This is a genomic window from Sulfurimonas sp., from assembly GCF_018698455.1.
Classification (GTDB): domain Bacteria; phylum Campylobacterota; class Campylobacteria; order Campylobacterales; family Sulfurimonadaceae; genus Sulfurimonas.
The window spans coordinates 17,159-40,828 of the sequence record NZ_JABIOQ010000071.1 but is presented as its reverse complement, the minus strand read 5'-3'; the positions used below and the strand labels follow the sequence as shown (position 1 = coordinate 40,828).

The 23,670-nt window shown below is 31.3% G+C and carries 30 protein-coding genes; 14 read left to right on the top strand and 16 right to left on the bottom strand.

Annotation, left to right across the window (positions count from 1 at the left end; genetic code table 11):
• Positions 1 to 61: 61 nt before the first annotated feature.
• From HOG88_RS10300 to HOG88_RS10245, 12 genes are all read right to left on the bottom strand, one after another.
• Entirely contained in the window at positions 62 to 349 is a 288-nt protein-coding gene (locus HOG88_RS10300) for a type II toxin-antitoxin system RelE/ParE family toxin (RefSeq protein WP_295005857.1), read from the bottom strand.
• Positions 346 to 591 carry a hypothetical protein gene (locus HOG88_RS10295; RefSeq protein ID WP_295005855.1) on the bottom strand — a complete coding sequence of 82 codons (246 nt, stop codon included), beginning with the start codon at positions 589 to 591 and terminating at the stop codon, positions 346 to 348. Before HOG88_RS10295 ends, HOG88_RS10300 begins: the two co-directional genes overlap by 4 nt.
• Before the next feature lie 74 nt (positions 592 to 665).
• Complete coding sequence (locus tag HOG88_RS10290; RefSeq protein ID WP_295005853.1) at positions 666 to 938, bottom strand: hypothetical protein; 273 nt, start codon at positions 936 to 938, stop codon at positions 666 to 668.
• Positions 939 to 958: 20 nt separating this feature from the next.
• The gene (locus HOG88_RS10285) at positions 959 to 1,402 is read right to left on the bottom strand and encodes a membrane lipoprotein lipid attachment site-containing protein (protein ID WP_295005851.1); all 444 of its coding nucleotides are present in this window, start codon (positions 1,400 to 1,402) and stop codon (positions 959 to 961) included.
• Positions 1,403 to 1,422: 20 nt separating this feature from the next.
• Positions 1,423 to 1,881, bottom strand: coding sequence for a hypothetical protein (locus HOG88_RS10280; protein ID WP_295005850.1), 459 nt, complete (start codon positions 1,879 to 1,881; stop codon positions 1,423 to 1,425).
• Positions 1,882 to 2,057: 176 nt separating this feature from the next.
• Positions 2,058 to 4,745, bottom strand: coding sequence for an AAA domain-containing protein (locus HOG88_RS10275; RefSeq protein WP_295005848.1), 2,688 nt, complete (start codon positions 4,743 to 4,745; stop codon positions 2,058 to 2,060).
• Positions 4,746 to 4,954: 209 nt separating this feature from the next.
• Complete coding sequence (locus tag HOG88_RS10270) at positions 4,955 to 5,530, bottom strand: hypothetical protein (protein WP_295005846.1); 576 nt, start codon at positions 5,528 to 5,530, stop codon at positions 4,955 to 4,957.
• Between the two features lie 204 nt (positions 5,531 to 5,734).
• Positions 5,735 to 6,235: a hypothetical protein gene (locus tag HOG88_RS10265; protein WP_295005844.1), complete on the bottom strand. Its 501-nt coding sequence runs from the start codon at positions 6,233 to 6,235 to the stop codon at positions 5,735 to 5,737.
• Positions 6,232 to 6,582: a hypothetical protein gene (locus HOG88_RS10260; RefSeq protein ID WP_295005842.1), complete on the bottom strand. Its 351-nt coding sequence runs from the start codon at positions 6,580 to 6,582 to the stop codon at positions 6,232 to 6,234. Before HOG88_RS10260 ends, HOG88_RS10265 begins: the two co-directional genes overlap by 4 nt.
• A gap of 126 nt (positions 6,583 to 6,708) precedes the next feature.
• Positions 6,709 to 7,056 (bottom strand): hypothetical protein, encoded by a 348-nt coding sequence (locus HOG88_RS10255; protein ID WP_295005841.1) that lies wholly within the window; start codon positions 7,054 to 7,056, stop codon positions 6,709 to 6,711.
• 112 nt (positions 7,057 to 7,168) lie between these two features.
• Positions 7,169 to 7,537 (bottom strand): hypothetical protein, encoded by a 369-nt coding sequence (locus HOG88_RS10250; protein WP_295005839.1) that lies wholly within the window; start codon positions 7,535 to 7,537, stop codon positions 7,169 to 7,171.
• Positions 7,538 to 7,726: 189 nt separating this feature from the next.
• Positions 7,727 to 8,614, bottom strand: coding sequence for a hypothetical protein (locus tag HOG88_RS10245; RefSeq protein ID WP_295005838.1), 888 nt, complete (start codon positions 8,612 to 8,614; stop codon positions 7,727 to 7,729).
• Positions 8,615 to 8,907: 293 nt separating this feature from the next.
• Here HOG88_RS10245 and HOG88_RS10240 point away from each other — a divergent pair, with 293 nt between their 5' ends.
• The 12 genes from HOG88_RS10240 to mrdA all read left to right on the top strand — a co-directional run bounded on the left by HOG88_RS10240 (position 8,908) and on the right by mrdA (position 19,690).
• On the top strand, positions 8,908 to 9,876 hold the full coding sequence (locus tag HOG88_RS10240) for an integron integrase (RefSeq protein ID WP_295005837.1): 969 nt from the start codon (positions 8,908 to 8,910) through the stop codon (positions 9,874 to 9,876).
• Between the two features lie 12 nt (positions 9,877 to 9,888).
• Positions 9,889 to 11,424, top strand: a complete 1,536-nt coding sequence (locus HOG88_RS10235) for an AAA family ATPase (protein WP_295005835.1) — start codon at positions 9,889 to 9,891, stop codon at positions 11,422 to 11,424.
• Positions 11,421 to 12,197 carry a TatD family hydrolase gene (locus HOG88_RS10230; RefSeq protein ID WP_295005834.1) on the top strand — a complete coding sequence of 259 codons (777 nt, stop codon included), beginning with the start codon at positions 11,421 to 11,423 and terminating at the stop codon, positions 12,195 to 12,197. The genes HOG88_RS10235 and HOG88_RS10230 overlap by 4 nt, the downstream gene beginning before the upstream one ends.
• 93 nt (positions 12,198 to 12,290) lie before the next feature.
• Complete coding sequence (locus HOG88_RS10225) at positions 12,291 to 13,523, top strand: lytic transglycosylase domain-containing protein (protein WP_295005832.1); 1,233 nt, start codon at positions 12,291 to 12,293, stop codon at positions 13,521 to 13,523.
• Positions 13,516 to 14,334, top strand: a complete 819-nt coding sequence (locus HOG88_RS10220; protein ID WP_295005830.1) for a septal ring lytic transglycosylase RlpA family protein — start codon at positions 13,516 to 13,518, stop codon at positions 14,332 to 14,334. Before HOG88_RS10225 ends, HOG88_RS10220 begins: the two co-directional genes overlap by 8 nt.
• Positions 14,335 to 14,337: 3 nt before the next feature.
• Complete coding sequence (hisB, locus tag HOG88_RS10215; protein ID WP_295005828.1) at positions 14,338 to 14,910, top strand: imidazoleglycerol-phosphate dehydratase HisB; 573 nt, start codon at positions 14,338 to 14,340, stop codon at positions 14,908 to 14,910.
• On the top strand, positions 14,907 to 15,401 hold the full coding sequence (locus tag HOG88_RS10210) for an HAD family hydrolase (protein ID WP_295005826.1): 495 nt from the start codon (positions 14,907 to 14,909) through the stop codon (positions 15,399 to 15,401). The genes hisB and HOG88_RS10210 overlap by 4 nt, the downstream gene beginning before the upstream one ends.
• Positions 15,402 to 15,411: 10 nt before the next feature.
• Positions 15,412 to 15,933 (top strand): LPS export ABC transporter periplasmic protein LptC, encoded by a 522-nt coding sequence (lptC, locus tag HOG88_RS10205; RefSeq protein WP_348652972.1) that lies wholly within the window; start codon positions 15,412 to 15,414, stop codon positions 15,931 to 15,933.
• Positions 15,930 to 16,394 carry a lipopolysaccharide transport periplasmic protein LptA gene (gene lptA / locus HOG88_RS10200; RefSeq protein ID WP_295005824.1) on the top strand — a complete coding sequence of 155 codons (465 nt, stop codon included), beginning with the start codon at positions 15,930 to 15,932 and terminating at the stop codon, positions 16,392 to 16,394. Before lptC ends, lptA begins: the two co-directional genes overlap by 4 nt.
• Before the next feature lie 3 nt (positions 16,395 to 16,397).
• On the top strand, positions 16,398 to 17,036 hold the full coding sequence (gene yihA / locus HOG88_RS10195; RefSeq protein ID WP_295005822.1) for a ribosome biogenesis GTP-binding protein YihA/YsxC: 639 nt from the start codon (positions 16,398 to 16,400) through the stop codon (positions 17,034 to 17,036).
• Entirely contained in the window at positions 17,023 to 17,490 is a 468-nt protein-coding gene (locus HOG88_RS10190; RefSeq protein ID WP_295005820.1) for an N-acetyltransferase, read from the top strand. The genes yihA and HOG88_RS10190 overlap by 14 nt, the downstream gene beginning before the upstream one ends.
• A 412-nt stretch (positions 17,491 to 17,902) precedes the next feature.
• A complete protein-coding gene (gene mrdA / locus HOG88_RS10185) occupies positions 17,903 to 19,690 on the top strand; it encodes a penicillin-binding protein 2 (RefSeq protein WP_295005819.1) in 1,788 nt (595 codons plus the stop codon).
• A 9-nt stretch (positions 19,691 to 19,699) separates the two neighbouring features.
• Here mrdA and HOG88_RS10180 read toward each other — a convergent pair whose 3' ends face one another.
• The 3 genes from HOG88_RS10180 to HOG88_RS10170 are packed head-to-tail and all read right to left on the bottom strand — an operon-like array spanning position 19,700 to position 21,264.
• The gene (locus tag HOG88_RS10180; protein ID WP_295005818.1) at positions 19,700 to 20,626 is read right to left on the bottom strand and encodes a calcium/sodium antiporter; all 927 of its coding nucleotides are present in this window, start codon (positions 20,624 to 20,626) and stop codon (positions 19,700 to 19,702) included.
• Positions 20,627 to 20,631: 5 nt separating this feature from the next.
• Complete coding sequence (gene ybeY / locus HOG88_RS10175; RefSeq protein WP_295005816.1) at positions 20,632 to 21,051, bottom strand: rRNA maturation RNase YbeY; 420 nt, start codon at positions 21,049 to 21,051, stop codon at positions 20,632 to 20,634.
• Between the two features lie 36 nt (positions 21,052 to 21,087).
• Positions 21,088 to 21,264: a hypothetical protein gene (locus tag HOG88_RS10170; protein ID WP_295005815.1), complete on the bottom strand. Its 177-nt coding sequence runs from the start codon at positions 21,262 to 21,264 to the stop codon at positions 21,088 to 21,090.
• A gap of 81 nt (positions 21,265 to 21,345) precedes the next feature.
• On the opposite strand from HOG88_RS10170, the gene queC reads away from it, so the two are divergent.
• Both queC and HOG88_RS10160 read left to right on the top strand, forming a co-directional pair.
• Positions 21,346 to 22,032, top strand: coding sequence for a 7-cyano-7-deazaguanine synthase QueC (queC, locus tag HOG88_RS10165; protein WP_295005814.1), 687 nt, complete (start codon positions 21,346 to 21,348; stop codon positions 22,030 to 22,032).
• The gene (locus HOG88_RS10160; RefSeq protein WP_295005812.1) at positions 22,019 to 22,543 is read left to right on the top strand and encodes a M48 family metallopeptidase; all 525 of its coding nucleotides are present in this window, start codon (positions 22,019 to 22,021) and stop codon (positions 22,541 to 22,543) included. The genes queC and HOG88_RS10160 overlap by 14 nt, the downstream gene beginning before the upstream one ends.
• Here HOG88_RS10160 and HOG88_RS10155 read toward each other — a convergent pair.
• Positions 22,540 to 23,667, bottom strand: a complete 1,128-nt coding sequence (locus HOG88_RS10155) for a TRAP transporter substrate-binding protein (RefSeq protein WP_295005810.1) — start codon at positions 23,665 to 23,667, stop codon at positions 22,540 to 22,542. The two genes, HOG88_RS10160 and HOG88_RS10155, sit on opposite strands and share 4 nt — an antisense overlap.
• Positions 23,668 to 23,670 lie beyond the last annotated feature (3 nt).

Genomic DNA, 23,670 nt, shown 5'->3' with positions numbered 1-23,670 from the left:
TCGAATAGAACCATAAATTTCCGCTAGGTAATTTATTGCGTTCATATGTTTTGTTGTATCTTTACTGCGGTGAAGGTTTGTTTTTCTTGAAAATTCTTAAAATTTCTATCTCTTGCTTTACAGGTCTTACTCTGTAAACTATCGTATATTTTTTGAATGTCATATTTCTAATATTTTTATTATCAAAATATTGTGATCGTTCATATTGAAATGGATTATTTGGAATGAGGTTTATATTTTCTTTTAGCTTATTTTTAAAATTCATACTTGCGCTAGGTTTGTCTTTCGCGATGTACTCTATGATTTGTTTCAATTGTTGTGAAAAAGTTGGCTTATGGATAATTTTCATTTTTGTAATGATTCAGTAAAACTATCTATTTCATCCCAAAAATCTTCATTGTTAATCATCTTGATTTTGCCATTGTCAATATCATCAATATCTTTTTGTAGCTCTTGTTTTCTTTCATAAAAATATGAATCATATTCTAAATTTTTATCTTTTGTAATCTCTATTTTTTCTTTTCTTTTAGAAACAAAATTTAAAAATTCTTGAAAGACACTATCTTGAATATTAACAGTTAAAGTATGCATTATATTTCCTCACATTATTTCTTATCATTATAGCAAAAGTTAAGTGTGAACCACTTAACTTTTATTTTTAATGCTTATTCACTTAATAACTTATCAATAATATTTTTATCATTTTGCATTAAAGCTTGAATTATAGGTTGTTTTAAATCACCATGAATGATAAACCACATTGGATTTCCAAATGTTTTTGGATAGCCTTTGTCATCTTCATTATCCCCATTCCATCGCATTGCAAGAACATTTTCATTCCCCTCCCAAGTACCTAAAACTATTGAAAACTCTGTATTATCAAAAAGTACAGTTTTAACTTTAAAGTTATTTGGATTAACTTCTATTGGTTTTGGCATTATTTTCCCTTCTTTTAATTTTATAGACCATAAACATTAACGTATAAATCTCCGTTATCAGTTGTTTGAGCGTCATATTCTATAGAAAAAGATTCTGAATTAGGAAGACTAAAAGAACCCTCGCATTCAGACTTTAGTAATGTATCATCAACATTACTTGTTCTAACAGAAGACAATTCTAAATCTTCAACCATTTCTTCTGCAAGCTTAGTAACAAACTCCATTGTTTGTTTCACTTTATTCATACCATCAAGGTCTTTATTCGCTTCTAATTCTTTACTAAATTTTTGAAAATTTTCATTATAAACATATTTCATTGGATTATTAACATATGATTTTATAACTTCACCTTGTACTATTTCTATGGCAAGTTGTTTAACTTCGGAATCAGAACAAGAAGGAGCTGATTCCGAACAACCTGATAGTAGAAAAATAGCACCTATAAATGTAAATATCTTTTTCATTTCATTAATCCTTTTATTAACTAATTATAATCAGTATCTATTTGCTGTGTCTCTGGAACAGAAGCAGAAAAAGCAGTTGCTATACCAACAACAAGAGCAACATAAACAAAAAGAACTGAAATAGCGATTGAGATAGGCTTTATAAATCCTTTTTTTGTATACCCATCAGGAAGATTGTTTTTTACATGTTTTAATTGACTTTTTGCACTTGTAAATCTCCAAGCTAAAAAATATAGTAAAAATAGTCCATTAGAACTTTTCCCTTCAGGAAGAACAAAAAAGTTGAGAATTAATGTAATAACAATAAGTATTATTCCAGCATATACCCAAAGCATAGAACTTTTTGCTTTTTTCTCATCGCCAATCTCTTTCCAATTGCTTGACATTAACCATCCACCAAAAATTGGAGAAAATAATATACTCCAATTCGCTATAGCCCCTGGATTCCACATAGAAACCTTTGTACTTCCTTCGTTCATAAAAACACCTTAAAATAATTTACCAATCTTATCTTCATAAAATAGGCATATTTAAATTTTAGAAATCTTTAAAACTTAGATACAACGTTTATCTTCAGCGACGCTCTCTTTGCGTTCGTTGCTAGTAGTTGTTATGTCTTTAAACAGTATAGCTAAACTTAATTCTATGATAACGGCTAACCTATTACCTCTTTTAACTTGTTTTTTAGTCTTTTTTCTTCTTCACTTCCATTTGTTGAAAACCTGATAAGAGGGACATTGTACTTTTTTAAAATCTCATCTTTCAATTTATCCCGTTTTAATTGGATGGGATTGTTTTCATGGTATTTCACTCCGTCAACTTCTATAGCTAAAATAGCTTGCTTATTAATTTTATTATAAATTAAAAAGTCTAAATGAGACCATGGATTTTGAGAAAACTTTCGTTCATCAGGTGTTAAAAGAGAAGTCTCCTTAATCAATCTATTAAGGGGAAGGTTGAATACTTTATTTAAATGGGAGTAGTTTTTATCGGACAAAACTTTTTCTATCACATGGTTCATTAAATTTTCTGACTTGAATTTAGAAATATTTTTAGAGTCCTTTAACGATTTATCAATATAAGGTGAATAATGCTTATAAAGAAGATCAAAAATAGAATAAATTTTACTTTCAATCACATCAAATTTATTATATTTTATATAATTAATCAAATCTTTCATATTTTTGTTTTTTTCATTATCTGACACAACTATATAAAGTTCTTCTTTTGCTCTTGATATAGCTACATTAAGCAAATTTTCATTATCAGCAAATTCATTTTCCTTATTTACAACTGTTGTAATAATTATTATGTCTTTCTCTCTACCTTGATACTTATGAACTGTATCAATTTCGATATTAGTATTATCATTGATGTCAGTAGATAATTTGTTTACCTGCTTTCTGAAGGGCGAAATAATGCCAATGTCTTTATTTCTAAGTTTAGGCAATATTTCATTTTGAATCACATCTATTTGTCTCTGATTATAAGTACCTCTTGCATGATTACCAGCAGGCGTTAAATATAAAGACAGAGGTGAATTTTCAGTTGTCTTCCTAGATAATATTATCAATTCATCGTTATAAAATTTTTTGTTACAAAAATCAATAATTTTAGGGTTGCACCTGTAATGTTCTTTTAATAATATTTGTGGGGCATCTTTAAATATCATAGATGCTGATTGTAATAGACTGTGCTGATAATTATAAGCAGAATGTAAGTTGTAATTTTTAAAAATACTATTCAGTGAATTTAAATCCTCACTTTTTACTATATGTGGCAATTGTTTTAAATCCCCTACAATTACAACATTTTTTGCGCAAGCCAATGCTAGCGAACCCGACAAAATATCGACTTGAGAGGCTTCATCAATTATTAAGTAGTCATATAAAAAATTCGGACCTGTTGAACTTTGTAATGAATGTGTTGTACTAAATACAACAGGGTATTCTTTAATGAAACTTCCAAACTCTTTCCAAAGGTCTGTATTAACAAACTGTTTACGAGTAGTTTTCATATTATATTTTTTGGATAGATATAATTTAAATACTGACATAGACTTTTTTCTATGTTGAGATAATTCTTCATCAAAGTCAAACTTACTTAAAACTTTTTCTAGATTTTGAATAGACAATATTAATTCTGATTCTTTACTTATGTAAAAACAATATTGTAAAAATATTATAATGTCATCTAATGGGTAGTCATAAAATGAAAATGAAAATATTTTATACTTGAACATTGATTTTATTTTAAAGTACAAATTGATTTTTTTGTCATTACGTTGAAAGGTTTCTAATTCAGTCCATAAAGATAGTATTTTGTCTAATTTATAGTGAGTAAACTTCTTAAAGCCTTCTATTTTTAATGATCTTTTATCATAGAACTCCATGAAGTATTTTTTCTCAATTTTTAGTTCTTCCAACTCCAAGGAAAGTTTCGCTAGATTATTTTTATTTTTTAGCATTTCTTTTATACTAGACATACTGTTTTCAATTGACTCAGCGTCTTTTTTTACAATGTCAGTATCAAAACAGTTATAGCTAGGGAATTCTTTATTTTGAGTATTAAAAAAAATATCTTTATTATCTTTATTTCCTAAAACTGCTGAAAAAAATGACAATTCTTCTGCATCTAATTTTTCAAATACATTTGTCATTGCAGTGTTGTTGTTGGAAACAATAGCCACACTTTTATTGCTCATGACTAAATTTACTAAAATATTTAATATGGTCTGTGTTTTTCCAGTCCCAGGGGGACCTTTTATCATACTTATTTGATGTGTCAATGCATTTCTAACGGCCTTTTCTTGACTTAAATTAAATCCAAATGGATATATTATATGAGCATCGTAAGGTTTGTTTGTAAGGGCATCTGGCTTTAAGTATTTTGATAAAACACTATCTTCATCAATTGATTCGATTTTTTTATACTGGTTGTAAAGAAAGTCGCTGCCCTCATTTTTGAAATGATTTGAAAGCTCTTTCAAGTAAGCTAAAAGATGCCTTGTGTTTTTATTTGCCAAAACATCAGTTTTAAATGTGAGTGCAGACTTTACATAGGATGATATTTGACCTTGAATGTAAAAAACTTTAAGATGACTTCCAAAATCTAAAACTTTTTCAATGTTTAACAAACAGCGATTTCCAGAATATATGAGACTATCATTATGATTAAATATACTAGGCTTGTCTAAGAGCTTTACATTTGATTGATTATATGTGAACTGTTTATTATTATTAAAAAACTTAACAGCTACTTTTGTAGACTGATAATCAATGCTTTGAACATCAGATGTTTTATCTTTTCCATTTAAAAGTAATATATATTTATTTTCATCCATAAAATTTGTGAGGCTTCCTAAGTTTTGTATTATTTTATAGTGTAATCTATATTAGTGTTTATATAATGTGACATAACGGGTGAGTACAAAAATATGTTACCTCTTTTTGTACTTTTTGAAATTTTACAATGGTATCTAAATTTCTAAAGTTTTTAAAGTTAAACGTGGCTTGGGTAACATATTTTTGTTGCTACGATTTGTTATATCTTTTATAGTGCATCATCTTCCATAGCAGCTAATTCTTTCTCACATTCTTCAGAGTTAGAGTAAGTATAATCTATAGATATGTAACCTTTTTCTTGGCTAAGGGCACTTACTCCTAAACCTACTGAAGATAAATTGTCTTTTAATTTAGAACCTTCTTTTTTATTCCAGTTTGCAATTAAATATCTGTCTTGTTTTAGTAATCCCATCATCCAATAATGGGATTTATCCCAAAGACTTCCAGATGAAAGAAAATCAATTTTATTATGTTTACCATAAGCCTTAGTTAGTTTTGCTTCCATATTATCGAATGCTGTTTGAAGCGAATAACCAGAACCGTTTGTCGATATATCTTTACCAATTGCTTTAATATAATATAAACCTTTTTTCGGGCATATTCTAGCTACATACTTATCAAAGGCACTATGTGGTTTTGGAACAGAAATAAAATAAACACCATTTCCCACTTTTTTTGCATTTTTATCAATTTGTTTTAAACTCATTCCCATTTTTAAACCAAATTGACTTGCATTTAAATTTACAGCTAGTAATGCTATAAAAATTAAAAATATCTTTTTCATAAACAACCTTAAGTTTTAATTTACCAATTCACTCTCATAAACAGGCATATTTAAAATTGAAGTGATATTCCAATCTTAGATATAACGGGCGACTTGAAAAATAAGTTCCCCTTTTTATCTCTCAACTTTTTAGTAGTTCTTTTCTTTTAAAAATTATAGCCTAATAAACGCGGCTGGGTAACTTATTTTTCTTCCAAGGTTTTGTTAGGAAGTTTTACTACATTCTAAAAGTTTTTCAACAGTAGATATATCTGTATCTTTATAGCCAGCTGCTTTTATAAGCAGTTCTGCTTCATCTTTATTTCTACATTCAACTGGAAAATATTTTACATTATGAGAAAGTAACCATATGGTTCTGGTAACCCCATTGCTAATTGCGATATATGGTAAGTTATTTTCATCATTTATATAACATACTATATTTGCCAATGGTACTGGATTATTTCTTCCAAATGAAAAACCATCTTCAGCATCTGGATATTTTCTATCTCTTTTCCAATTTTCAATATTACCAAAATTTAAATTTCTTGATAATGGACTTGGTTCATTTTTCCATAGTTTGAGAAAGCTTTTTGTTTCAATTACCACTACAAATCTTTTTTCATTCATAAAATTTGTGCAATCTACTGACATATAAACTTTTTTATTAGTTAAATTTAATTCAAAGGTTGCTCTTGCTCTGCTTTTCTCAATTAATGTTGTCATTTTATTTTACTAATACAAATTGTATTTGCAGATACATAAACAAGAGTTGAATTATTTTTAAATGGTACATATGAACTCGAAATATTACTGATAGCATAAGCATAATATCCTCGGCAACTATCTTTTGCAATTACTGAAAAGCCATTAATTATCTTAACATCAGCATTTGTAATTTCCTTGTATTTTGAATTACTAAAGCCAAATGTATTAGAACTATAAAATTGTTTTCCAATTTTTATATCTGGATAATAATCCCTAACACCTCCTTTGAAACTGCCAATAAAGATAGGTTCTTGTGCTGCAATCGAAGATGTAACAATAAATATTGAAATTATTATTTTAAGCATATATGCTCCTAGTATGTTTTTTTGTTTCCTAACGGTCGAAGATAGCCAATAAGTCGCCGCTAGGCTACTTATTGGCTACTCTGTTTTGTTGTATCTTTTACTTTTTAATGGTTACTTATTTTTATACTAAAACCATTCGTCACATTTTTTATATCCAAAGTTAACCTCATGTCCAAAAACTGCAAACATACCTGATGCTTCATCTTTGCATCTTCTTTTTTTATCTTGCTTTGTAGTCTTTATCTTATTTATTTTTTTTGCTTTAGTCACTAGACTCATAAGCAATGTTGCTTTTTTTATTTCTTTCCCCAGTACTTCATCAATAGCAATTTGCTCATTTTTAATTAAATCAGACTGACTAATAGTAATAGTACCACTGTTACTATTAAAAGAGTTATCTCCTCCAACATTTATATTTGTTTGTGCCATTGCTATACTACTAATAATAGCAGTAATAATGATTTGTTTTTTCATGATTTACCTTTAATTTAAATTTACTGAATTGTATTATCATTTTTTGATTTAAAGGAAAAGTATTGCATATTGTAATATTTTTTATAAAATGCAATATTTATACTATGCTTAACTAATTATTGCTATTTAAAATATATTTTTTATGTTTATAAATTCTATATAAAGTTGTTGTTAATATAACTATCAATATTAAATCTATAATAGTCTCAGTATTGGCATTAATTCCAATCATTGCAAGAAGTTGAAGTAATAATACTAATAAAGCTACTACCCCAGAAATAATAGATAAATATCTATAAGTTATATATGAAAAAACTATAATTAATCCCCAAATAACAAGTTGTCCGGCAGGAGCACCTGAAAAATCTTTATCATTGAAAAAGCTAAGTGCTACAATCATATGAAATATACCATAAGCTATTATGATATAAATACTTTTTTTTATATATCTTTTATTTGTTTCTATAACTTCACTATTCATTATTTTAATCCTAATTCAAAATCATATTTGGCACTAAACCAAGTATATTGTTTATTTAAATTTACCTACTTAGTTTTAAATAGGCATATCCAAATTTCCAAATATGTTGGCAACTTGGATACAACGGTCGAATATAGCCAATAAGTCGCCGCTAGGCTACTTATTGGCTACTATGCTTTGTTGTGTCTTCTAGTAAGTTTGTACTCCATACTTTAATAATAATCTTGGAAGAATATCATCAAGGTTAAAGACCTCTTCATCAGTAAGTTCTATTAGTTTAAAGTCATATTTTTTGTATATCTCTTTTTTAATTTCTTTTCTTTTAGCATATTTAGGGTCATTTTCCAATCCCCAAAATTCAATATATACTTTTCCCGTAGGAATATAAAAATCACAATAAACTTCTTCTTCAATTGGGAGTTTTCTTTCATAAGCATGAACTATCTCTGCCATATATAGCCAGTTGTCAATAAGCATTTCAGCTTTGCTTCTAACCATATGACCATCAGTCGCTCTATGTTTAGCAGGAAATTTTTCTCTAAAATTTGAACTCTTAGTGTTTGCAATTTCTATTTGTGTACTTTCTCCAGCTTCACCTTTTACTTCTTTAAGTATTGATGAAAATGCTGAACTTATAAAAATAGATTCGTTCCATTCAACATAAGGTATTCCATTTTTTGCATTTTCTTTTTGAATACCACCATTTTTTGTTCCTAAAATAGTGATTGTCCAGCCTTTAAGATATTTTTCAATAAAGCCGATTTCCGATAAAACCATATTGATTTTTCTTGCGGATAAATCATATTTTGCAGCGATTTTTGTTGATGAATAAAATTCTTTACCTTGGCTTATCAGTTTATTTGGTATCTCGATATTTTCATCCCATGCGATAAAGTCTCCATATTTCGGATGACTTTTCATACAGCCACTTTTTTCAATGCCAAGTGTAGTTAAACTAAAGCCTTTTTCTTCTTTTGAAATATATTTGACAGCTAATAACATCTCATCAAGTTTATTTTTGGGAATGCCTATCTTTTTAGCTAATGCTGAAGTTGAAATTAATTTTATATTTGACATAAATCTCTCTTATTTTAAAATGTATTTGTTCGGATACAACTATTTATTCAACGAACATTATAGCACACTTAGATCTGTCTGAAAAGAATAAATGAACACTGAAAATGTTACTTAATTCTCACTTTTATTGCGTTTTGTCATTTTTTTGAGTATTTTTTAAATAAATAGCTATTATTCTTAAAAATAAAATGTGATTTTAGGCTTTTATAGAGCGATATTTGAACAAAGTGTACATTTATTTATCCATAATCTTAATAAAAACACACTTTGTTCCTTAAAAAGGAGATGTGATTATGACTCATAAAAAGAAATTACTTGATTTAGTTCGTGACAAAATTCGTTTTAAACATTACAGTATATCAACCGAAAAAACTTATGTGTTTTGGGTAAAGCACTATATTATTTTTCATAATAAAAAACATCCAATTGAAATGGGAAAAAGTGAGATTGAAGCGTTTCTTACTTCTTTAGCAACAAAAGAGAAAGTTGCACCTACAACACAAAATCAAGCATTTAATGCCATACTGTTTTTATATAAAGAAGTATTGGGGATTGACATGAGTGAGTGGAATATCCAAGCCCTGCGAGCACAGGAAAGAAAACATATACCTGTTGTATTAACAACAGAAGAAGTACAAAAAGTATTACAAAATTTAACAGGTATATATAAGCTAGTCGTAACTTTAATGTACGGTTGTGGACTTAGAATGAATGAAGTACTTAACATTAGGGTTAAAGATATGGATTTTGGTTTTGATAAATTATATGTATGGGATAGTAAGTCTTTAAAAGACAGAACTGTGCCATTACCTTTGAAATTAAAAGATGAACTGCAGGTTCAAGTGAAAAAAATAGAAGAAATGCACCAAAAAGATATGAGTGATGGTTTTGGAACTGTTTATATGCCATTTGCTTATGAAAAAAAATATCCAAAAGCAAAATCTGAAACTAAATGGCAATATCTCTTTCCGATGAATAATATATCAAAAGACCCTAGAAGTAATGTAAAACGACGACATCATATACACCCTCAAACATTAGGAAGAAACATAAAAATAGCTGCGCAAAAAGCCAACTTAAATAAAAGAGTAACATCACATATATTTAGACATTCGTATGCTACTCATCTTCTTCAAGTAGGAATAGACCTAAGAAGCATACAAGAATTATTAGGGCATAAATCCGTTGAAACAACTATGATTTACACACACGTAGTTTCTGAAATGAATAAAGCAAAATTAATAAGTCCATTAGACTTTTAAAAGGAACGAAAAATGATAGAGAGATTTTACTTAAAAGACTACCTTAGTTTTGAAGAGACTGAACTGAACTTAAACACTGGTTTAGTTGTGTTTACTGGTCCTAGTGGTAGCGGTAAGTCTATACTCATGGAGTCTATACTCTCTTCTTTGGGTGGTGCTCCTTGTGACGCTGCTCTTTGTGAGTCTAGTGTTACTTGGGACATAGACGAAGATACTACGGGCATAGAGAACCATGACATCAACGTCTTTAAGCACATCAAAAAAGAGAAGTCTCGTTACTTTGTAAATAACCAAAGCCTTTCTAAAAAAGCCATAGGCAATGTAGCTTCTGGTTATCTTCGTCATTTAAGCCTTAAAGACTTTAGCGACTTTGAAAATGAAAACCTACTTTCCATACTAGACGACCGAATATCTTCAAAATCTAAAAAAATCCTTCCTTTAAAAGAAAAGTACAAAAAAAGCTTCCTTGAGTTCTCCATCGTGAGACAAGAATTACTTGCAATAGAAGAAGAAGAAAGAAAGATAGTCGAACTTAAAGAGTTTGCCGCGTTTGAGATAAAAAAGATAGAAGACATAAACCCTAGCATAAACGAAGATGAGGAACTACAAGTCGTAAAAAAAGAACTTTCACGTAAAGACAAAGTCCTAGAGAGTCTAGAGTCGGCAATGGAAATCTTTAACCACGAACACCATGCGTCATCAGCACTTGACTCACTTGGAGTAGATAGCTCGTTTTTTGATGATGCCATGAATGAACTGCGTTCACACTTCGACTCGGCGACTGAGAAGTTTTCTGCCTTAGATGAAGTGGACATAGAGGAGGTTCTTAACCGCATGGAAGAGATAAGCGGTCTTAAACGCAGATACGGAAGTGTAGAAGAGGCACTAGAGTACAAAGAACAAAAGAAACAAGAACTAGCGAAGTATGAAAACATAGAGATAGCAAAGAGTGACTTAGAAGACAGATATAATATTCTAAACACTTTAGTGGAAAGTTTAGGAACGCAACTCAGTGACCTAAGAGAAAAAGAACTTCGTGTGTTTGAAGGTGCTTTAAACGCCTACTTAACTAGCCTCTACCTTAGAAACGCCACTGTCACACTCAAACGCCAAGAGTATACGTCTTATGGCTGTGATGAGCTTAGCATAGAGCTAAACGGCACACAACTCGCTAAGATAAGTACCGGAGAGTTTAACCGTCTGCGTTTAGCCATACTCGCTCTAAAGTCAGAGTTCATGAGTAAAAACGGTGGTGTTTTAATGCTCGATGAGATAGACGCCAACCTGAGTGGTGAAGAGTCTATGTCTGTTGCCAAAGTACTACGCAAACTTTCTAAGCATTTTCAAATATTTGTCATTTCTCATCAACCACAGCTTACTTCTATGGGTGACCAACACTTTTTAGTCTATAAAGATGGTAATATTTCAAAAACAAAAGAGTTGAGCTTTGATGAAAAAGTCTCTGAAATAGCCAGAATAATAAGTGGTGAAAATATTTCAGAAGAAGCCAAAAGCTTCGCTTGTGAACTCTTAGAGGCAAACAAATGATAATAGACACACATATACACCTTGATGACACACGTTATGATGAAGACTTGAACGAAGTCCTAAATCGAGCGAGAGAGGGCGGAGTAGAGTGCTTTATAATTCCTGGTGCTGACTCATCTACTCTTGCTCGTGCTATATCTATAGCAGAAGAGCATACTGATGTTTACTTTTCAGTGGGCATACACCCTTATGATAAAGAGCAGTTCGATAGCTTAGAGTTTGAGAAGTATGTACATCATGACAAGTGTGTAGCTATTGGAGAATGTGGTCTTGATTACTTTCGCTTAGAAGGTAGCGATGAAGAGAAAGTAATAGAAAAAGATGAACAAAAAAGAGTTTTTGTAGCACAAATAGAACTCGCAAAGAAGTATAAAAAACCTCTTATAGTACACGTGAGAGATGCCTCAAGTGACTCTAAAGAGTTACTGCTAAAGCATGGTGCTTCTGAATTTGGTGGTGTCCTGCACTGTTATAACGCAGACCATGAGCTCCTAAGTTTAGCTAACAATGGCTTTTACTTCGGAATAGGGGGAGTTTTAACGTTTAAAAATGCAAAAAAACTTGTAAACGCACTTCCTCTCATCCCCAAACAGAAGCTTATCATTGAAACAGATGGACCATACCTTACCCCAACACCTCATAGAGGCGAGAGAAATGAGCCATTTTATACAACATTTGTTGCAGAGAAAATGTCAGAACTTTTACAAATTCCACGGGAAGAAATCGAACAAATGACAACCAGGAATGCCCAGAAACTGTTTAATATTTTATAATATTAATAGATTTTACATTTAGCTTTTTCTTATTTATATGTTATTTAATGAACTTTTAGATAGAATAGAATAAATTAAATTAAAAAGTTTCTCATGTATAAATATATTATTATTTTTGTTCTACCTTTGTTACTGTCCGCTAACCTGACTTATCAGTCCAACTACAACAAAGAAGTGGCTCTTTTAAACTCTTTTGATATCGAGCCATCATTTTTATATGATCCTATTATGAGTGATATGAGAGCAGAAAACAGCTCTTTTAATCAAAACAAGCATTTTTTTGAAACAATGAGTAAAGCATATATATTTATTCCTTCTATTAAAAACACTCTTTCTCAGTACAATATTCCTAAAGAGTTTTTATACCTTGCAATGGCAGAGTCAAACTTTAAGACGAGAGCATACTCAAGTAAACGAGCAGCTGGACTTTGGCAGTTTATGCCGAGAACAGGAAGAAGCTTTAAGTTAAAAATTGACAATTATGTTGATGAACGACGTGATCTTATAAAGTCTACAAAGGCAGCGGCAAAATACTTAACTGCTTTACATAAAAGATTTGGAAAGTGGTATCTAGCAGCTATCGCATATAACTGTGGTGGAAATAGACTCTCAAAGGCAATTAAAAAAGCAGGTAGTGACGACTTAAAAATTTTACTTGAATCTAAAAAGAAATACATCCCTAGAGAAAGTCGTTACTACATTAGAAAAATTGTAGCACTTGCACTCATTGGAAATGATGAGAAGCACATGCTTTCTAGTGAGTATGAGTACTTACTAAATAGAGCTGATGCTTACTCTATTTCCACTGTAAAAGTTCCTCCTGGAGAGTCTTTAAAAAGAGTTTCACAACTTATAAATATTCCTCATGCCCAACTTAAAGAATTAAACAGACATTTAAAATATGACTTTGTCCCGCCGTACTCCAAAGACTATGATATATACATTCCTTATGTTAAACTCTCTGATTTTAAACAGAAATATTATAAATCCCCTATTGAAAATATATATAGATTACATATCGTAAAGTCTGGAGATAATTTATCTGACATTGGCAAGAAGTATGGTGTTTCATACAAGGTAATAAAAGATTTCAATAAATTGAGAAACAATAGATTGAGTTTAAAACAAAAACTCATTATCCCTGTTTCAAAAACAGGAAAGTTCAAGAAAATTAAATCTCAAACCACTTACTATAGAGTTAGAAGTGGTGATTCATTGGGATCTATTTCTGAGAAGTATCATGTTAGTATAGAAAACCTCAAGTATAAAAATCATATTAAGGGCTCTATGATTAGGATTGGAAGAAGGTTAAAAATTTATGAATAGACTTTACTTTATAGGACTTATCGTCTTAATTCTTTCTTTTACTGCATGTAGTACTAGAGGGGCAAAAACTTATAAAAATTATCAATTTTCTCAACAAAAAAAGTATACTGAAAATAAAAGTAACTATAGTCCAAATATGAATAAAAAGAAATATTCACATCCAACTATGAGGCCTTACACTATTAGAGGAATCAAGTATTATCCTACTGTTGTTAGTGTTGGTGATGAGTCAAAAGGAAATGCTAGTTGGTATGGACCTGACTTTCATGGAAAGCTGACATCCAATGGTGAAACATATAATATGTACGACATGACAGCGGCACATAAAACACTGCCAATGAACACTATAGTTAAAGTAACAAATCTGAGAAATAATCTAACAACTGTAGTACGTATAAATGACAGAGGTCCATTTATTGCTACAAGAATTATAGATTTATCTAACACAGCGGCAAAGAAGATACATATGTTAGGTAAAGGTACGGCTCCAGTAAAACTAGAGGTTCTCGGTTTCGAGTCTAAGGGAAAAAGAACTATCCCTACTAAAAAACAATTGAAAAAGTCACCTCAGAAAAAGTCCCTTGGAAACTATACTCTTCAAATAGCATCTTTTTCAAAGATAGAAGGTGCATTAGAAACACAAGAAAAATATGATAATACTAATGGCTATAAAACAATCATAAAAGATATAGAAAACGAAAGTGGTCGCTCTTTTAAGGTAATACTTAAAGGTTTTAAAAGCGAACAAGAAGCGAGAGATTACAAATCTACAAGTGTATTCAACCAAGCATTTATAATAAGAGAAGGATAATTTATGATAACTAAAACACGAACAACAAAAGAGACAGATATAACAATTTCACTAGACCTAAACGGTAGTGGTAAAAGTACAATAAACACAGGTGTAGGGTTTTTAGACCATATGCTTGAAAGCTTTTCTAAGCACTCATTAATTGACCTTGAAGTTATGTGTAAAGGTGATACTCACATTGATGATCATCATAGTGTTGAAGATGTTGGAATAGTTTTGGGTTCTCTTTTTGCTCAGGCTATATACCCAGTAAAAGCAGTGGAACGTTTTGGTAGTGCAAACATTGTAATGGATGAAACTTGTGTTTCTTGTGACTTGGACCTTAGTAATAGACCTTTTTTAGTTTACGAACTAGATGTTTCTGGGAAAGTTGGGCAGTTTGATACAGAACTAGTGGAAGAGTTTTTCCGAGCTTTTGTACTAAGTTCAAGAATAAGTGCACATATTATCCAGCTTCGTGGGAAAAATAAACATCACATTATTGAGGCTGCGTTTAAATCTGTTGCAGTGGCAATTAGACGAGCTACTACTCATAACGCAAGAGTTGGTATACCTAGCACTAAAGATGTTCTGTGATAAAACTTATTGTTTTAGATGTAGATGGTTGTCTGAGTGATGGAAAGCTCATCTACTCAAACGATACTATAGAAAGTAAAAGCTTTAATGTTAAAGATGGTCTAGGCATAACAACATGGATAAAGATGGGAAATGAAGTCGCTATCATTACTGGACGCAATTCTAAAATAGTTGAAAAACGTGCAAAAGAACTAGGAATTAAACATATTTTTCAAGGCATAAAAGATAAAGACAGAGTACTTAATGAGCTTGTTGAATCATTATCTCTTAAGTTTTATGAAGTTGGTGCAATAGGTGATGATCTGAATGATTACAATATGCTTGGAAAAGTTGGAAGAAGTTTTACTCCAAATGATGGTGTTTTAGCTATACAAAAAATTGTAGATACACGGCTGAGCACAATAGGTGGTAGTGGTGCTGTACGAGAAATGATAGATATACTTGTAGTTGAAAATGATCAGACTGATGAATTCTTAGCTACTTGGTTGTAAGGAGCTTTTTATTAATATAAATATATTTTTTGGATTTATACTCAGCTCTTTAGTGATAATATTTGTTCTTTTTAAACCTCTCGATGTAAAAAAGCAGGAATTTATAGATGTTCCAATTTTTGAGATCACCAGTTTTAATATGTATGAATTAAATAATAAAGGCTTACAAGGCTTAATGATAGGAAATAGTGCACTGAGGTATTCTGATAGATATGAAGTAACTAATATAGACTATACAGAGAACACAAAAATGAATATATCTAATATGAAGGCGAAAAGAGGCCTCTATCAGGGTGAGACAGTATCTCTCTTTGGAAATGTGAATTATGTAAGAGCAGATGGTTTGACCTTTGAGTCACAAAAAATGATTTACGATAAGCACACGTCACAATTAAGCTCGACTACACCATTTTTAGCTTATAAAGAAGGCAACAGCATTAAAGGAGATTCTATGAAGTATAATAAAAAAAGAAAATTTATTGAGTCTCAAAATGTAAAAGTTACCTACCAATTACAAGAGAGTAAAATATGAAATATATAGTTATACTAGTACTAATTAATATATATATAAATGCACAAGAACTAAAAATTCAAGCAAACTCCTTTAGTGCAGATGAAAAGAGTGGTATTTCAATTTTTCTAGGTGATGTAAATATTCTTAAACATAATGATGAAATTAATGCATCAAAAGTTACTATATATACTGATGAGAATAATAAACCAATTAAGTTTATAGCACAAGAGAAAGTTTCATTTTATATAGAAACAAAACAAAAAATTATTTACATGGGTAAGGCAGAAAAAGTTATTTTTATTCCAGCAGAAAAAGAGTATCATTTTTATGGAAATGTTCATCTCCTGCAAGTTAATGAAAAAAAAGAAATTCGTGGCGATGAAGTACTCCTCAATATTACTGAGGGAAAAGCTTATGCTAAGGGATTCGAAAGAGAACCAGTTTTAATGATATTTAATATAGAAGAAAGTGAGGAATAAAATATGGTTGATATAGTAGAGTCTAAATTTGTAACATCTGCTCCAAATGTGGATGCAGCACCAGAGTCAGAGGAACAAAACGAAGTAGTCTTTATGGCTCGTTCAAATGTTGGTAAGAGTTCACTCTTAAATGCACTTACAAATCATAAGGGTTTGGCAAAAGTGTCATCAACACCAGGTAAAACAAGGCTTATCAATTACTTTGATGTGACTTTTTTAGATAGAGATACTCAAACAAAAAAATTGGCAAAATTTGTAGATTTACCTGGTTTTGGATATGCAAAGGTTTCTAAATCAATAAAACATGATTGGGAAAAGAATTTAACTGACTATATTTCTGGACGTGAAGAAATAAAGCTATTTATTCATCTTATAGACTGTAGACACCCTCATTTAGATATTGACACCTCTGTGAGCCAATTTCTATTTGATACTGTAAGAGAAAATCAAGCAATATTACAAATATTCACTAAGATTGATAAACTTAATCAAAAAGAGCAAAGTGCTCTTCGTCGTGAGTTTCCAAATGCCATGACAGTATCTAGTTCTAAAAAACGCGGTACTGACAAAATTAATAAAGTTATCCATGATATCTTGATAGAAAATGATAAATTTGAAGAAGAAGAAGATGCTGAAGATTGATTTTGTAAAGGCAACACTGTCTAATATACATGAGATGAGAGCACTCATTCTTCCTGAGATTACTGCTGGAATTATTTTAGATAGAACAGAAGATGAGATAGCTACAAATATTCGATCGTATACACTGGCTATTAATGATTGTGTTATTGTTGGCTTTACTGCACTGCATGTTCATACAATAGAGTTAGCAGAAATCCGTTCACTTGTAGTTAAATATGGTATGAGAGGGAAAAAAATAGGAGAAGAATTAGTTCAACACACCTTTAAAGAGGCAAAAGAGTTAGGAATACAAAGAGTGCTTAGCCTTACTTATAAACAATCATTTTTTGAGCGTTTAGGTTTTAAAGAAATTCCAAAAGAGTCCCTCCCCGAACATAAAATATGGGCTGATTGTATTAAATGTCAACACTTTCCAGTATGCAACGAAGTATCACTAATCAAGACTATACAGTAACTTTTGGCTATGTAGTACTGTTTGTACTTTATAGTAGCCTAAGTAGTATTTATCATTTCTTGCCGCCTATGCTGGCGGTTTTATTTATGCTCTTTACTAGAGCACTTGGTAGAAACGACTTTTTATATGTATTAATAATTTCTTTTTGTTTAGTTGTTTTTGAAGCAAACAATGGCTATAGACTCTTTAGTTCCATCATCTATTTTTATATAATTTATAAATTTATACTACCAAAAATAGTGCAAAATTTTTCATGTAATATTTGTGTAAAGGTGTCGTATTTACTTTTATCCTATATTGGTTATTTTCTTTTTTTAACACTGATTTCAAGTATATTTTTATTACCTGCACCAGAACTCAATTACTATATAGTATACTATATAGTAATTGAGTTCTTTTTAGTGAGCTTATTATGAAAATTAAATTTATATTACTTGTATTTGTATCCACATGGTTGGCTCTCATTGTGAGAATTTTTTTCTTATCAGTAGAATCTAATGGCCACTATACAAATCTCTCTCACAGGAACACAATAAAAACAGAATATATTGCTCCAGTAAGAGGTGAAATTCTTGATAGAAACAATAGGCCAGTTGCCATTAATAAACTTGGATTTAAAATTCAACTCGCTCCACACCTAACATACAAGAAGAATATAGAAAAGTATGAAAAAGAGATTCAAGTAATTACATCTCTTTTACCAAATATAACAGCAGAAAAAATTAAAAAAAATTACAAGAAAGAAGAGTCATACTATAACCATAACTTTATTGACATAGTGCAATTTATTCCTTACGAAGAGATAATGCCTGTTTACTCAATACTTAACCTACGCAAAAATATTAAAATCATTCCTGCACCTAAGAGATATTATCCTTATAAAAATATTGCAGCACATATGATAGGTTATGTATCACATGCAAATAGAAAAGAAATTAAGAAAGATCCACTACTTGAACTTATAGGCTACACAGGAAAGACAGGTCTTGAAAAATACTATAATAAATACCTTCAAGGCACTCCTGGAAAGCGAAAGATACAGGTTAATGCTAGTAATCAAGAGATAACAGAACTACTCTATGAAGATGCAAGTGAAGATACAAAGCTAACTTTGAGTATGGACATGGAACTACAGTCTTATATATCTTCTCTTTTTAAAAATAAAGTAGGTGCCGTAGTTGTTATGGATGTGAATGGATCTATTCTTTCAGCAGGCAGTTTTCCTAATTATGATTTAAATATTTTTGTTACAGGAATGTCGTATAAAATGTATGAAGGATTATCTTCTAGCCTAGATCATCCTTTTACAAACAAGCTTGTCCATGGACTTTATCCCCCGGGATCAACGATAAAACCTATGCTTGGTCTCTTATATATTTCTTCTGATTTAAATAAAAACTGGAGTGTAGATTGTCGTTCTTCTTTACCCCTTGGAGGACGTATTTTTAGATGCTGGAAAAAAAAAGGCCATCGTCACACTAGTATAAATAAAGCTATCAGAGAGAGTTGTGATGATTATTTCTACAAGGGTAGTCTTATAGTAGGAAATAAAAAAATGAGCAATGCTTTGATACGATACGGATTAAGTAAGAAAACAGGTATAGATTTGCCAAATGAGTTTTTAGGAGTAGTGCCTTCTCGGGATTGGAAAAAGAGAAAATATAATAAGGCCTGGAATATTGGTGAAACTCTCAATATGTCTATAGGGCAGGGAGACTTTTTAACTACACCTTTGCAAGTGGCACAACAGACAGCACTAATCGCTACAGGAAGACTTCCAAGACCCCATCTTGTTAAGAAAGTAGGCTCAAAGACTTATATAGATAACTTCAAAGAAGTTTTTAATGATAAAGAGCTTTCAAATCTTCCTGTAATTAGAAAATCCATGCACCAAGTTTGTAATAATCCAAAGGGAACGGCAAGAAACTATCTAAGTTCTAAAGTTACTATTGCCGGAAAAACAGGAACAGCCCAGGTTGTAGCAATTAAGCAAGATATCCAAAAGAGAAAACTTGAGCATGAAATGTCTTATTATCGCCGTTCACACGCTTGGTTTACTTCATATGGACCATATAAAAATCCAAAGTATGTTGTCATGGTTATGATAGAGCATGGTGGACATGGTGGACATGCAGCTGGTAAGATAGTATCAAATATATACAATAAGCTTTTAGAGCTTAAGTATATTGATAAAAGATAGAATAGAAATTTATATAAATGAGTTTTGCATAAATAAAGCTAGGATAATAAGTAAAAATATCGCTCCAGCTTTGTTATAAAGTTTATTTGCAAGAATAAAAAGAAGTGCTAAAGATGCACTAGTCATTATTAGCAAGTCGTACTGAGCAGCTTGTAAGTCAATTGATAGAGGGTTTAATATGGCAGAAGCTCCTAGAACCATAGAAAAATTTGCTACATTTGAGCCTATAATATTTCCTATACCTAGTTCCGCATTCCCTTTCTTTAAAGCTACTAAAGAAACAACAAGCTCAGGCAGTGATGTCCCTAAAGATATAAGAAAAAGACCAATAATCCATTCACTTACATTGAGACTTCTAGCAATACTTGTAGCACTTTCAACAACAAAGTTAGCTCCACCTATAGTAAGTGTAAAACCCATACTTAGTAGAACTAAGGTTTTTATCCAATTGAATTTTTTTGTTAGTGACTCATCTATCTCACCTTCTAAATCCTCTTTAGAGCTTGAAAAAAGAAAAATAAGATAAGATGCCATCATAAGAAGAAAAATAAAACCATCAACTCTACCAATGTTGCCATCTTGTATCATAAGAAAAAAGACTACAACTGGCATCACTACCCATGCACTATCTTTGGCAAATAAATTTCTAGCTGGATTCATAGATTTTGCAAAAAGAAAAACAATCCCTAAAACCATAGTAATATTAAAAATAACACTACCAACAACATTAGCAACGGCCATTTCACTTTTTCCCTCAGACGAAGCCATCATTGATGCTGCCATTTCAGGGAGAGATGTTCCAAATGCAACTAGTGTTGCCCCTATTACAAAGTGTGAAATATTAAAATGAAGAGCTATTCTTTCTGACTCTTTTATAATGAAATCAGCACCATATATAAGGGCTGTCATTGCAACAAAAAATATTACATAATCCATAGCTATTATCCTTGTGTTCTTATAATCAAACTTTCTGGTAGTTTGTATTTATTTATGAGTCTTGCTTCTTCTTCTCTCATCTCACCATTGTCTACTTCATGGTCAAAACCAAGTAAGTGAAGCAGTCCATGAATAAAAAGAAGGGTGATTTCCTGAGTAAGTGTATGTCCAAGTTCATCAGCCATATTTTGAGCATACTCAGACGATATAACTATGCTTCCTAGTGGAGCCATTGGCATTTCATCATAAGGAAAACTAAGTACATCTGTAGCTTTATTAACATCCCTGTATTGGTGATTTATAATTTGAATATCGTCGTTAGTAGTTATAATGAGTTCTATCTCTTTAATAGTAAGAGAACCGGCTATTGTATTTAGCAGGCTTTCATCAAGCTCTGCAAAGGTCTTGTTTTCTAGTTCAATCATGGGTGAAAGTATATCAAACAAGCCTTATAGTTTTATCTACCCTGTAATATTTAGAGAGTTACCCATTCCTGTCTTTTGTGCAGTAACTTGTTGAGACTGCTGAGTTGCACCCTCTAAAACTTTTAAAACTTGCTGTTCTTTAACATCTATTGCTTTTTTTAGAACATCTACTTGATTAGTTGAACCAGTAGAGGGAGTTGATGATACATCCATAATATCTCCTTTTTTTGTTATTGTACATTTTACTATCTATTTCTTTTGAAGGAGATTAAAAAAATATGTTAAAATTACACCATGAAAACAAAAACTTCAATAAAGAAAGCAGTATGTGTTATGAGTGGTGGAATGGACTCAACATTAAGTGCTTATATGATGAAACAGAGTGGATATGAGATTATTGCTGTACATTTTAACTATGAACAAAGAACACAGGCTAAAGAACTAGAGTGTTTTAATTTAATATGTGAAGACTTGGGAGTTTATGAGAAGTATATTTTAGATTTAGACTTTTTTAAACACCTTGGTGCTTCTGCTTTGACTGATAAAAGTATAGATGTTCCAACAGGTGGAGCAGAAGAGGGTGTTCCTATAACCTATGTTCCTTTTAGAAATGGCATCTTTTTAAGTATGGCAGCGGCTATTGCAGAAAAAGAGTCAGCACAAAAAATAAGTATTGGTGTTGTAGAAGAAGATAGTAGTGGATATCCAGACTGCAGAGAAGAGTATATTACTTCTATGCAAAATGCCATTAACCTTGGAACAAAAGATGAAACAAATATCACTATAACAATGCCTCTGGTACATCTAAAAAAATCACAGATAGTTCAAAAATCTTTAGGACTTGCAGTGCCTTTGAAACTAACTTGGAGCTGTTATAAAAATGAAGACAAGGCTTGTGGTGTTTGCGATAGCTGTAGGCTGCGTTTAAATGGATTTGCACAAGCAAGAACAACAGACCCCATAGAATATGAGTCATACTAAACAATATGAATATGACAATCTAGAAATAATTGTCAATAAAAGGCTAAAAAACACTTATCTTTCTATAGACAAAGATAAAAAAATAGTTATTAAAACTCCATATAAATCTCAAAGTTTTGTAAACTCATTACTGGAAGAAAAAAAGACTTGGATTAATAAACAGTTAGTAAAAATTGAAAAGTGTATGCCTCTGCATGAAGTTGAAGTCTCTTCATTGGCTGAAATACAAGATAAGCTAGTTTATTATTCTCAAGAGATGGACTTAGCGTATGAAAAACTAAGTTTTAGAAAGATGAAGAGTCGATGGGGAAGTTGTAATTCAAGAAGAGAAATCACTCTAAATAAACAGCTTTCTTTTGTTAATAGAGAACTTGTAGATTATGTCCTCGTTCACGAGTTGGCTCACTTACGACATATGAATCACTCTAAAGCTTTCCACTCTTTAGTAGAAAGCTATTTACCTAACTCGAAACACTATAGACAAGAGTTGAAAAAAATTCGTCTTTCTTAGCGTTCATTTAAAAAATAGCCTAGACTAGCATCACTCCACTCTTTTGAGAGACTTAGATGCTTATCTACAGACTTGTACACTTCTGTAAAGTCTTTATTTTCACTACATAGCTCGCCAATAACCTCATTTAATGCCTTTTTACCTGCATCTGTAACATCTTTTGGAAGTTGCCTTAGTGTTACATCTAGCTCTTTGAGCTTCTGCAGCGCGTAAATATTTTCATAATGAAACTTAGAAGTCATATTTGCATTCATTTCTCTCGTACATACCTCTATAATTGACTGATGTTCAAGTGCTAACTTAGAAAAAGAGTGTTTATTGAATGTCAACTCTAAAATAGAACCAGGTTCATGCCAGCCTGAGTAGTAGTAAGGAGCCACCTTATAAAAGCCCATTTTGATATCTAGTGCCGGACCAACCCATTCTGTTGCATCAATTACACCGCGTTCAAGTGAAGTGTATATCTCGCCAGCAGGCAAAAGTATAGGATTAACTCCCATCTTTGAGAAGACTTCTCCTCCTAGTCCAGGTATACGCATTTTTAAACCTTGCATATCTTTGAGGGAGTTTATGGGTTTTCTGAACCATCCACCCATTTGGATATTTGTGTTTCCACCTAAAAAGGGATGAAGGTTATACTTCCCATACTGTTCTCTCCAAAGTTCCATACCTCCACCAAACTGCATCCAAGAGTTAATCTCTTCTGCTGTCATTCCAAAAGGCATTCCACTATATAAAGAAAATGCAGAATTTTTCCCTTTCCAATAGTAGGGACCTGAGTGAAAAGCATCTATCTCTCCACTACTTGTTGCATCAAAGACTGCAAGGGCAGGGACAAGAGTATTTTTTGGGTATATTTTTATTTCTAAACTTCCACCACTTACTTCTTTAACTCTCTTGGCAAACTCTTCAACCCCTGTTCCCATTATAGGAAAATGAGCAGGCCAACTAGTAGCCAGTTTAATAACAGTTTTTTTATTTCTATTTATATTTACCGTTTTTGTATCGACACTTTTTTTTGGATGTTTAGAGTAGTCTATTGCTTGTCTATTACTTTCATTACATCCGGTAAGCACTGCACCAGTAGAAACTGTCGCTGCTGTTAAAAATTTTCTTCTGTCCATTTT

What these genes read in the sequence shown, in the direction of transcription:
- HOG88_RS10270 (WP_295005846.1), bottom strand. Translation starts at nt 5,530, where the DNA reads ATGAAAAAGATATTTTTAATTTTTATAGCATTACTAGCTGTAAATTTA.
- queC (WP_295005814.1), top strand. Translation starts at nt 21,346, where the DNA reads ATGAAAACAAAAACTTCAATAAAGAAAGCAGTATGTGTTATGAGTGGT.
- HOG88_RS10235 (WP_295005835.1), top strand. Translation starts at nt 9,889, where the DNA reads ATGATAGAGAGATTTTACTTAAAAGACTACCTTAGTTTTGAAGAGACT.
- HOG88_RS10170 (WP_295005815.1), bottom strand. Translation starts at nt 21,264, where the DNA reads ATGGATGTATCATCAACTCCCTCTACTGGTTCAACTAATCAAGTAGAT.
- lptA (WP_295005824.1), top strand. Translation starts at nt 15,930, where the DNA reads ATGAAATATATAGTTATACTAGTACTAATTAATATATATATAAATGCA.
- HOG88_RS10155 (WP_295005810.1), bottom strand. Translation starts at nt 23,667, where the DNA reads ATGGACAGAAGAAAATTTTTAACAGCAGCGACAGTTTCTACTGGTGCA.
- HOG88_RS10240 (WP_295005837.1), top strand. Translation starts at nt 8,908, where the DNA reads ATGACTCATAAAAAGAAATTACTTGATTTAGTTCGTGACAAAATTCGT.
- HOG88_RS10220 (WP_295005830.1), top strand. Translation starts at nt 13,516, where the DNA reads ATGAATAGACTTTACTTTATAGGACTTATCGTCTTAATTCTTTCTTTT.
- HOG88_RS10230 (WP_295005834.1), top strand. Translation starts at nt 11,421, where the DNA reads ATGATAATAGACACACATATACACCTTGATGACACACGTTATGATGAA.
- HOG88_RS10275 (WP_295005848.1), bottom strand. Translation starts at nt 4,745, where the DNA reads ATGGATGAAAATAAATATATATTACTTTTAAATGGAAAAGATAAAACA.
- HOG88_RS10280 (WP_295005850.1), bottom strand. Translation starts at nt 1,881, where the DNA reads ATGAACGAAGGAAGTACAAAGGTTTCTATGTGGAATCCAGGGGCTATA.
- HOG88_RS10285 (WP_295005851.1), bottom strand. Translation starts at nt 1,402, where the DNA reads ATGAAAAAGATATTTACATTTATAGGTGCTATTTTTCTACTATCAGGT.
- mrdA (WP_295005819.1), top strand. Translation starts at nt 17,903, where the DNA reads ATGAAAATTAAATTTATATTACTTGTATTTGTATCCACATGGTTGGCT.
- HOG88_RS10265 (WP_295005844.1), bottom strand. Translation starts at nt 6,235, where the DNA reads ATGACAACATTAATTGAGAAAAGCAGAGCAAGAGCAACCTTTGAATTA.
- HOG88_RS10295 (WP_295005855.1), bottom strand. Translation starts at nt 591, where the DNA reads ATGCATACTTTAACTGTTAATATTCAAGATAGTGTCTTTCAAGAATTT.
- HOG88_RS10190 (WP_295005820.1), top strand. Translation starts at nt 17,023, where the DNA reads ATGCTGAAGATTGATTTTGTAAAGGCAACACTGTCTAATATACATGAG.
- HOG88_RS10245 (WP_295005838.1), bottom strand. Translation starts at nt 8,614, where the DNA reads ATGTCAAATATAAAATTAATTTCAACTTCAGCATTAGCTAAAAAGATA.
- hisB (WP_295005828.1), top strand. Translation starts at nt 14,338, where the DNA reads ATGATAACTAAAACACGAACAACAAAAGAGACAGATATAACAATTTCA.
- HOG88_RS10250 (WP_295005839.1), bottom strand. Translation starts at nt 7,537, where the DNA reads ATGAATAGTGAAGTTATAGAAACAAATAAAAGATATATAAAAAAAAGT.
- HOG88_RS10225 (WP_295005832.1), top strand. Translation starts at nt 12,291, where the DNA reads ATGTATAAATATATTATTATTTTTGTTCTACCTTTGTTACTGTCCGCT.
- HOG88_RS10290 (WP_295005853.1), bottom strand. Translation starts at nt 938, where the DNA reads ATGCCAAAACCAATAGAAGTTAATCCAAATAACTTTAAAGTTAAAACT.
- HOG88_RS10255 (WP_295005841.1), bottom strand. Translation starts at nt 7,056, where the DNA reads ATGAAAAAACAAATCATTATTACTGCTATTATTAGTAGTATAGCAATG.
- HOG88_RS10260 (WP_295005842.1), bottom strand. Translation starts at nt 6,582, where the DNA reads ATGCTTAAAATAATAATTTCAATATTTATTGTTACATCTTCGATTGCA.
- HOG88_RS10160 (WP_295005812.1), top strand. Translation starts at nt 22,019, where the DNA reads ATGAGTCATACTAAACAATATGAATATGACAATCTAGAAATAATTGTC.
- HOG88_RS10300 (WP_295005857.1), bottom strand. Translation starts at nt 349, where the DNA reads ATGAAAATTATCCATAAGCCAACTTTTTCACAACAATTGAAACAAATC.
- yihA (WP_295005822.1), top strand. Translation starts at nt 16,398, where the DNA reads ATGGTTGATATAGTAGAGTCTAAATTTGTAACATCTGCTCCAAATGTG.
- HOG88_RS10180 (WP_295005818.1), bottom strand. Translation starts at nt 20,626, where the DNA reads ATGGATTATGTAATATTTTTTGTTGCAATGACAGCCCTTATATATGGT.
- ybeY (WP_295005816.1), bottom strand. Translation starts at nt 21,051, where the DNA reads ATGATTGAACTAGAAAACAAGACCTTTGCAGAGCTTGATGAAAGCCTG.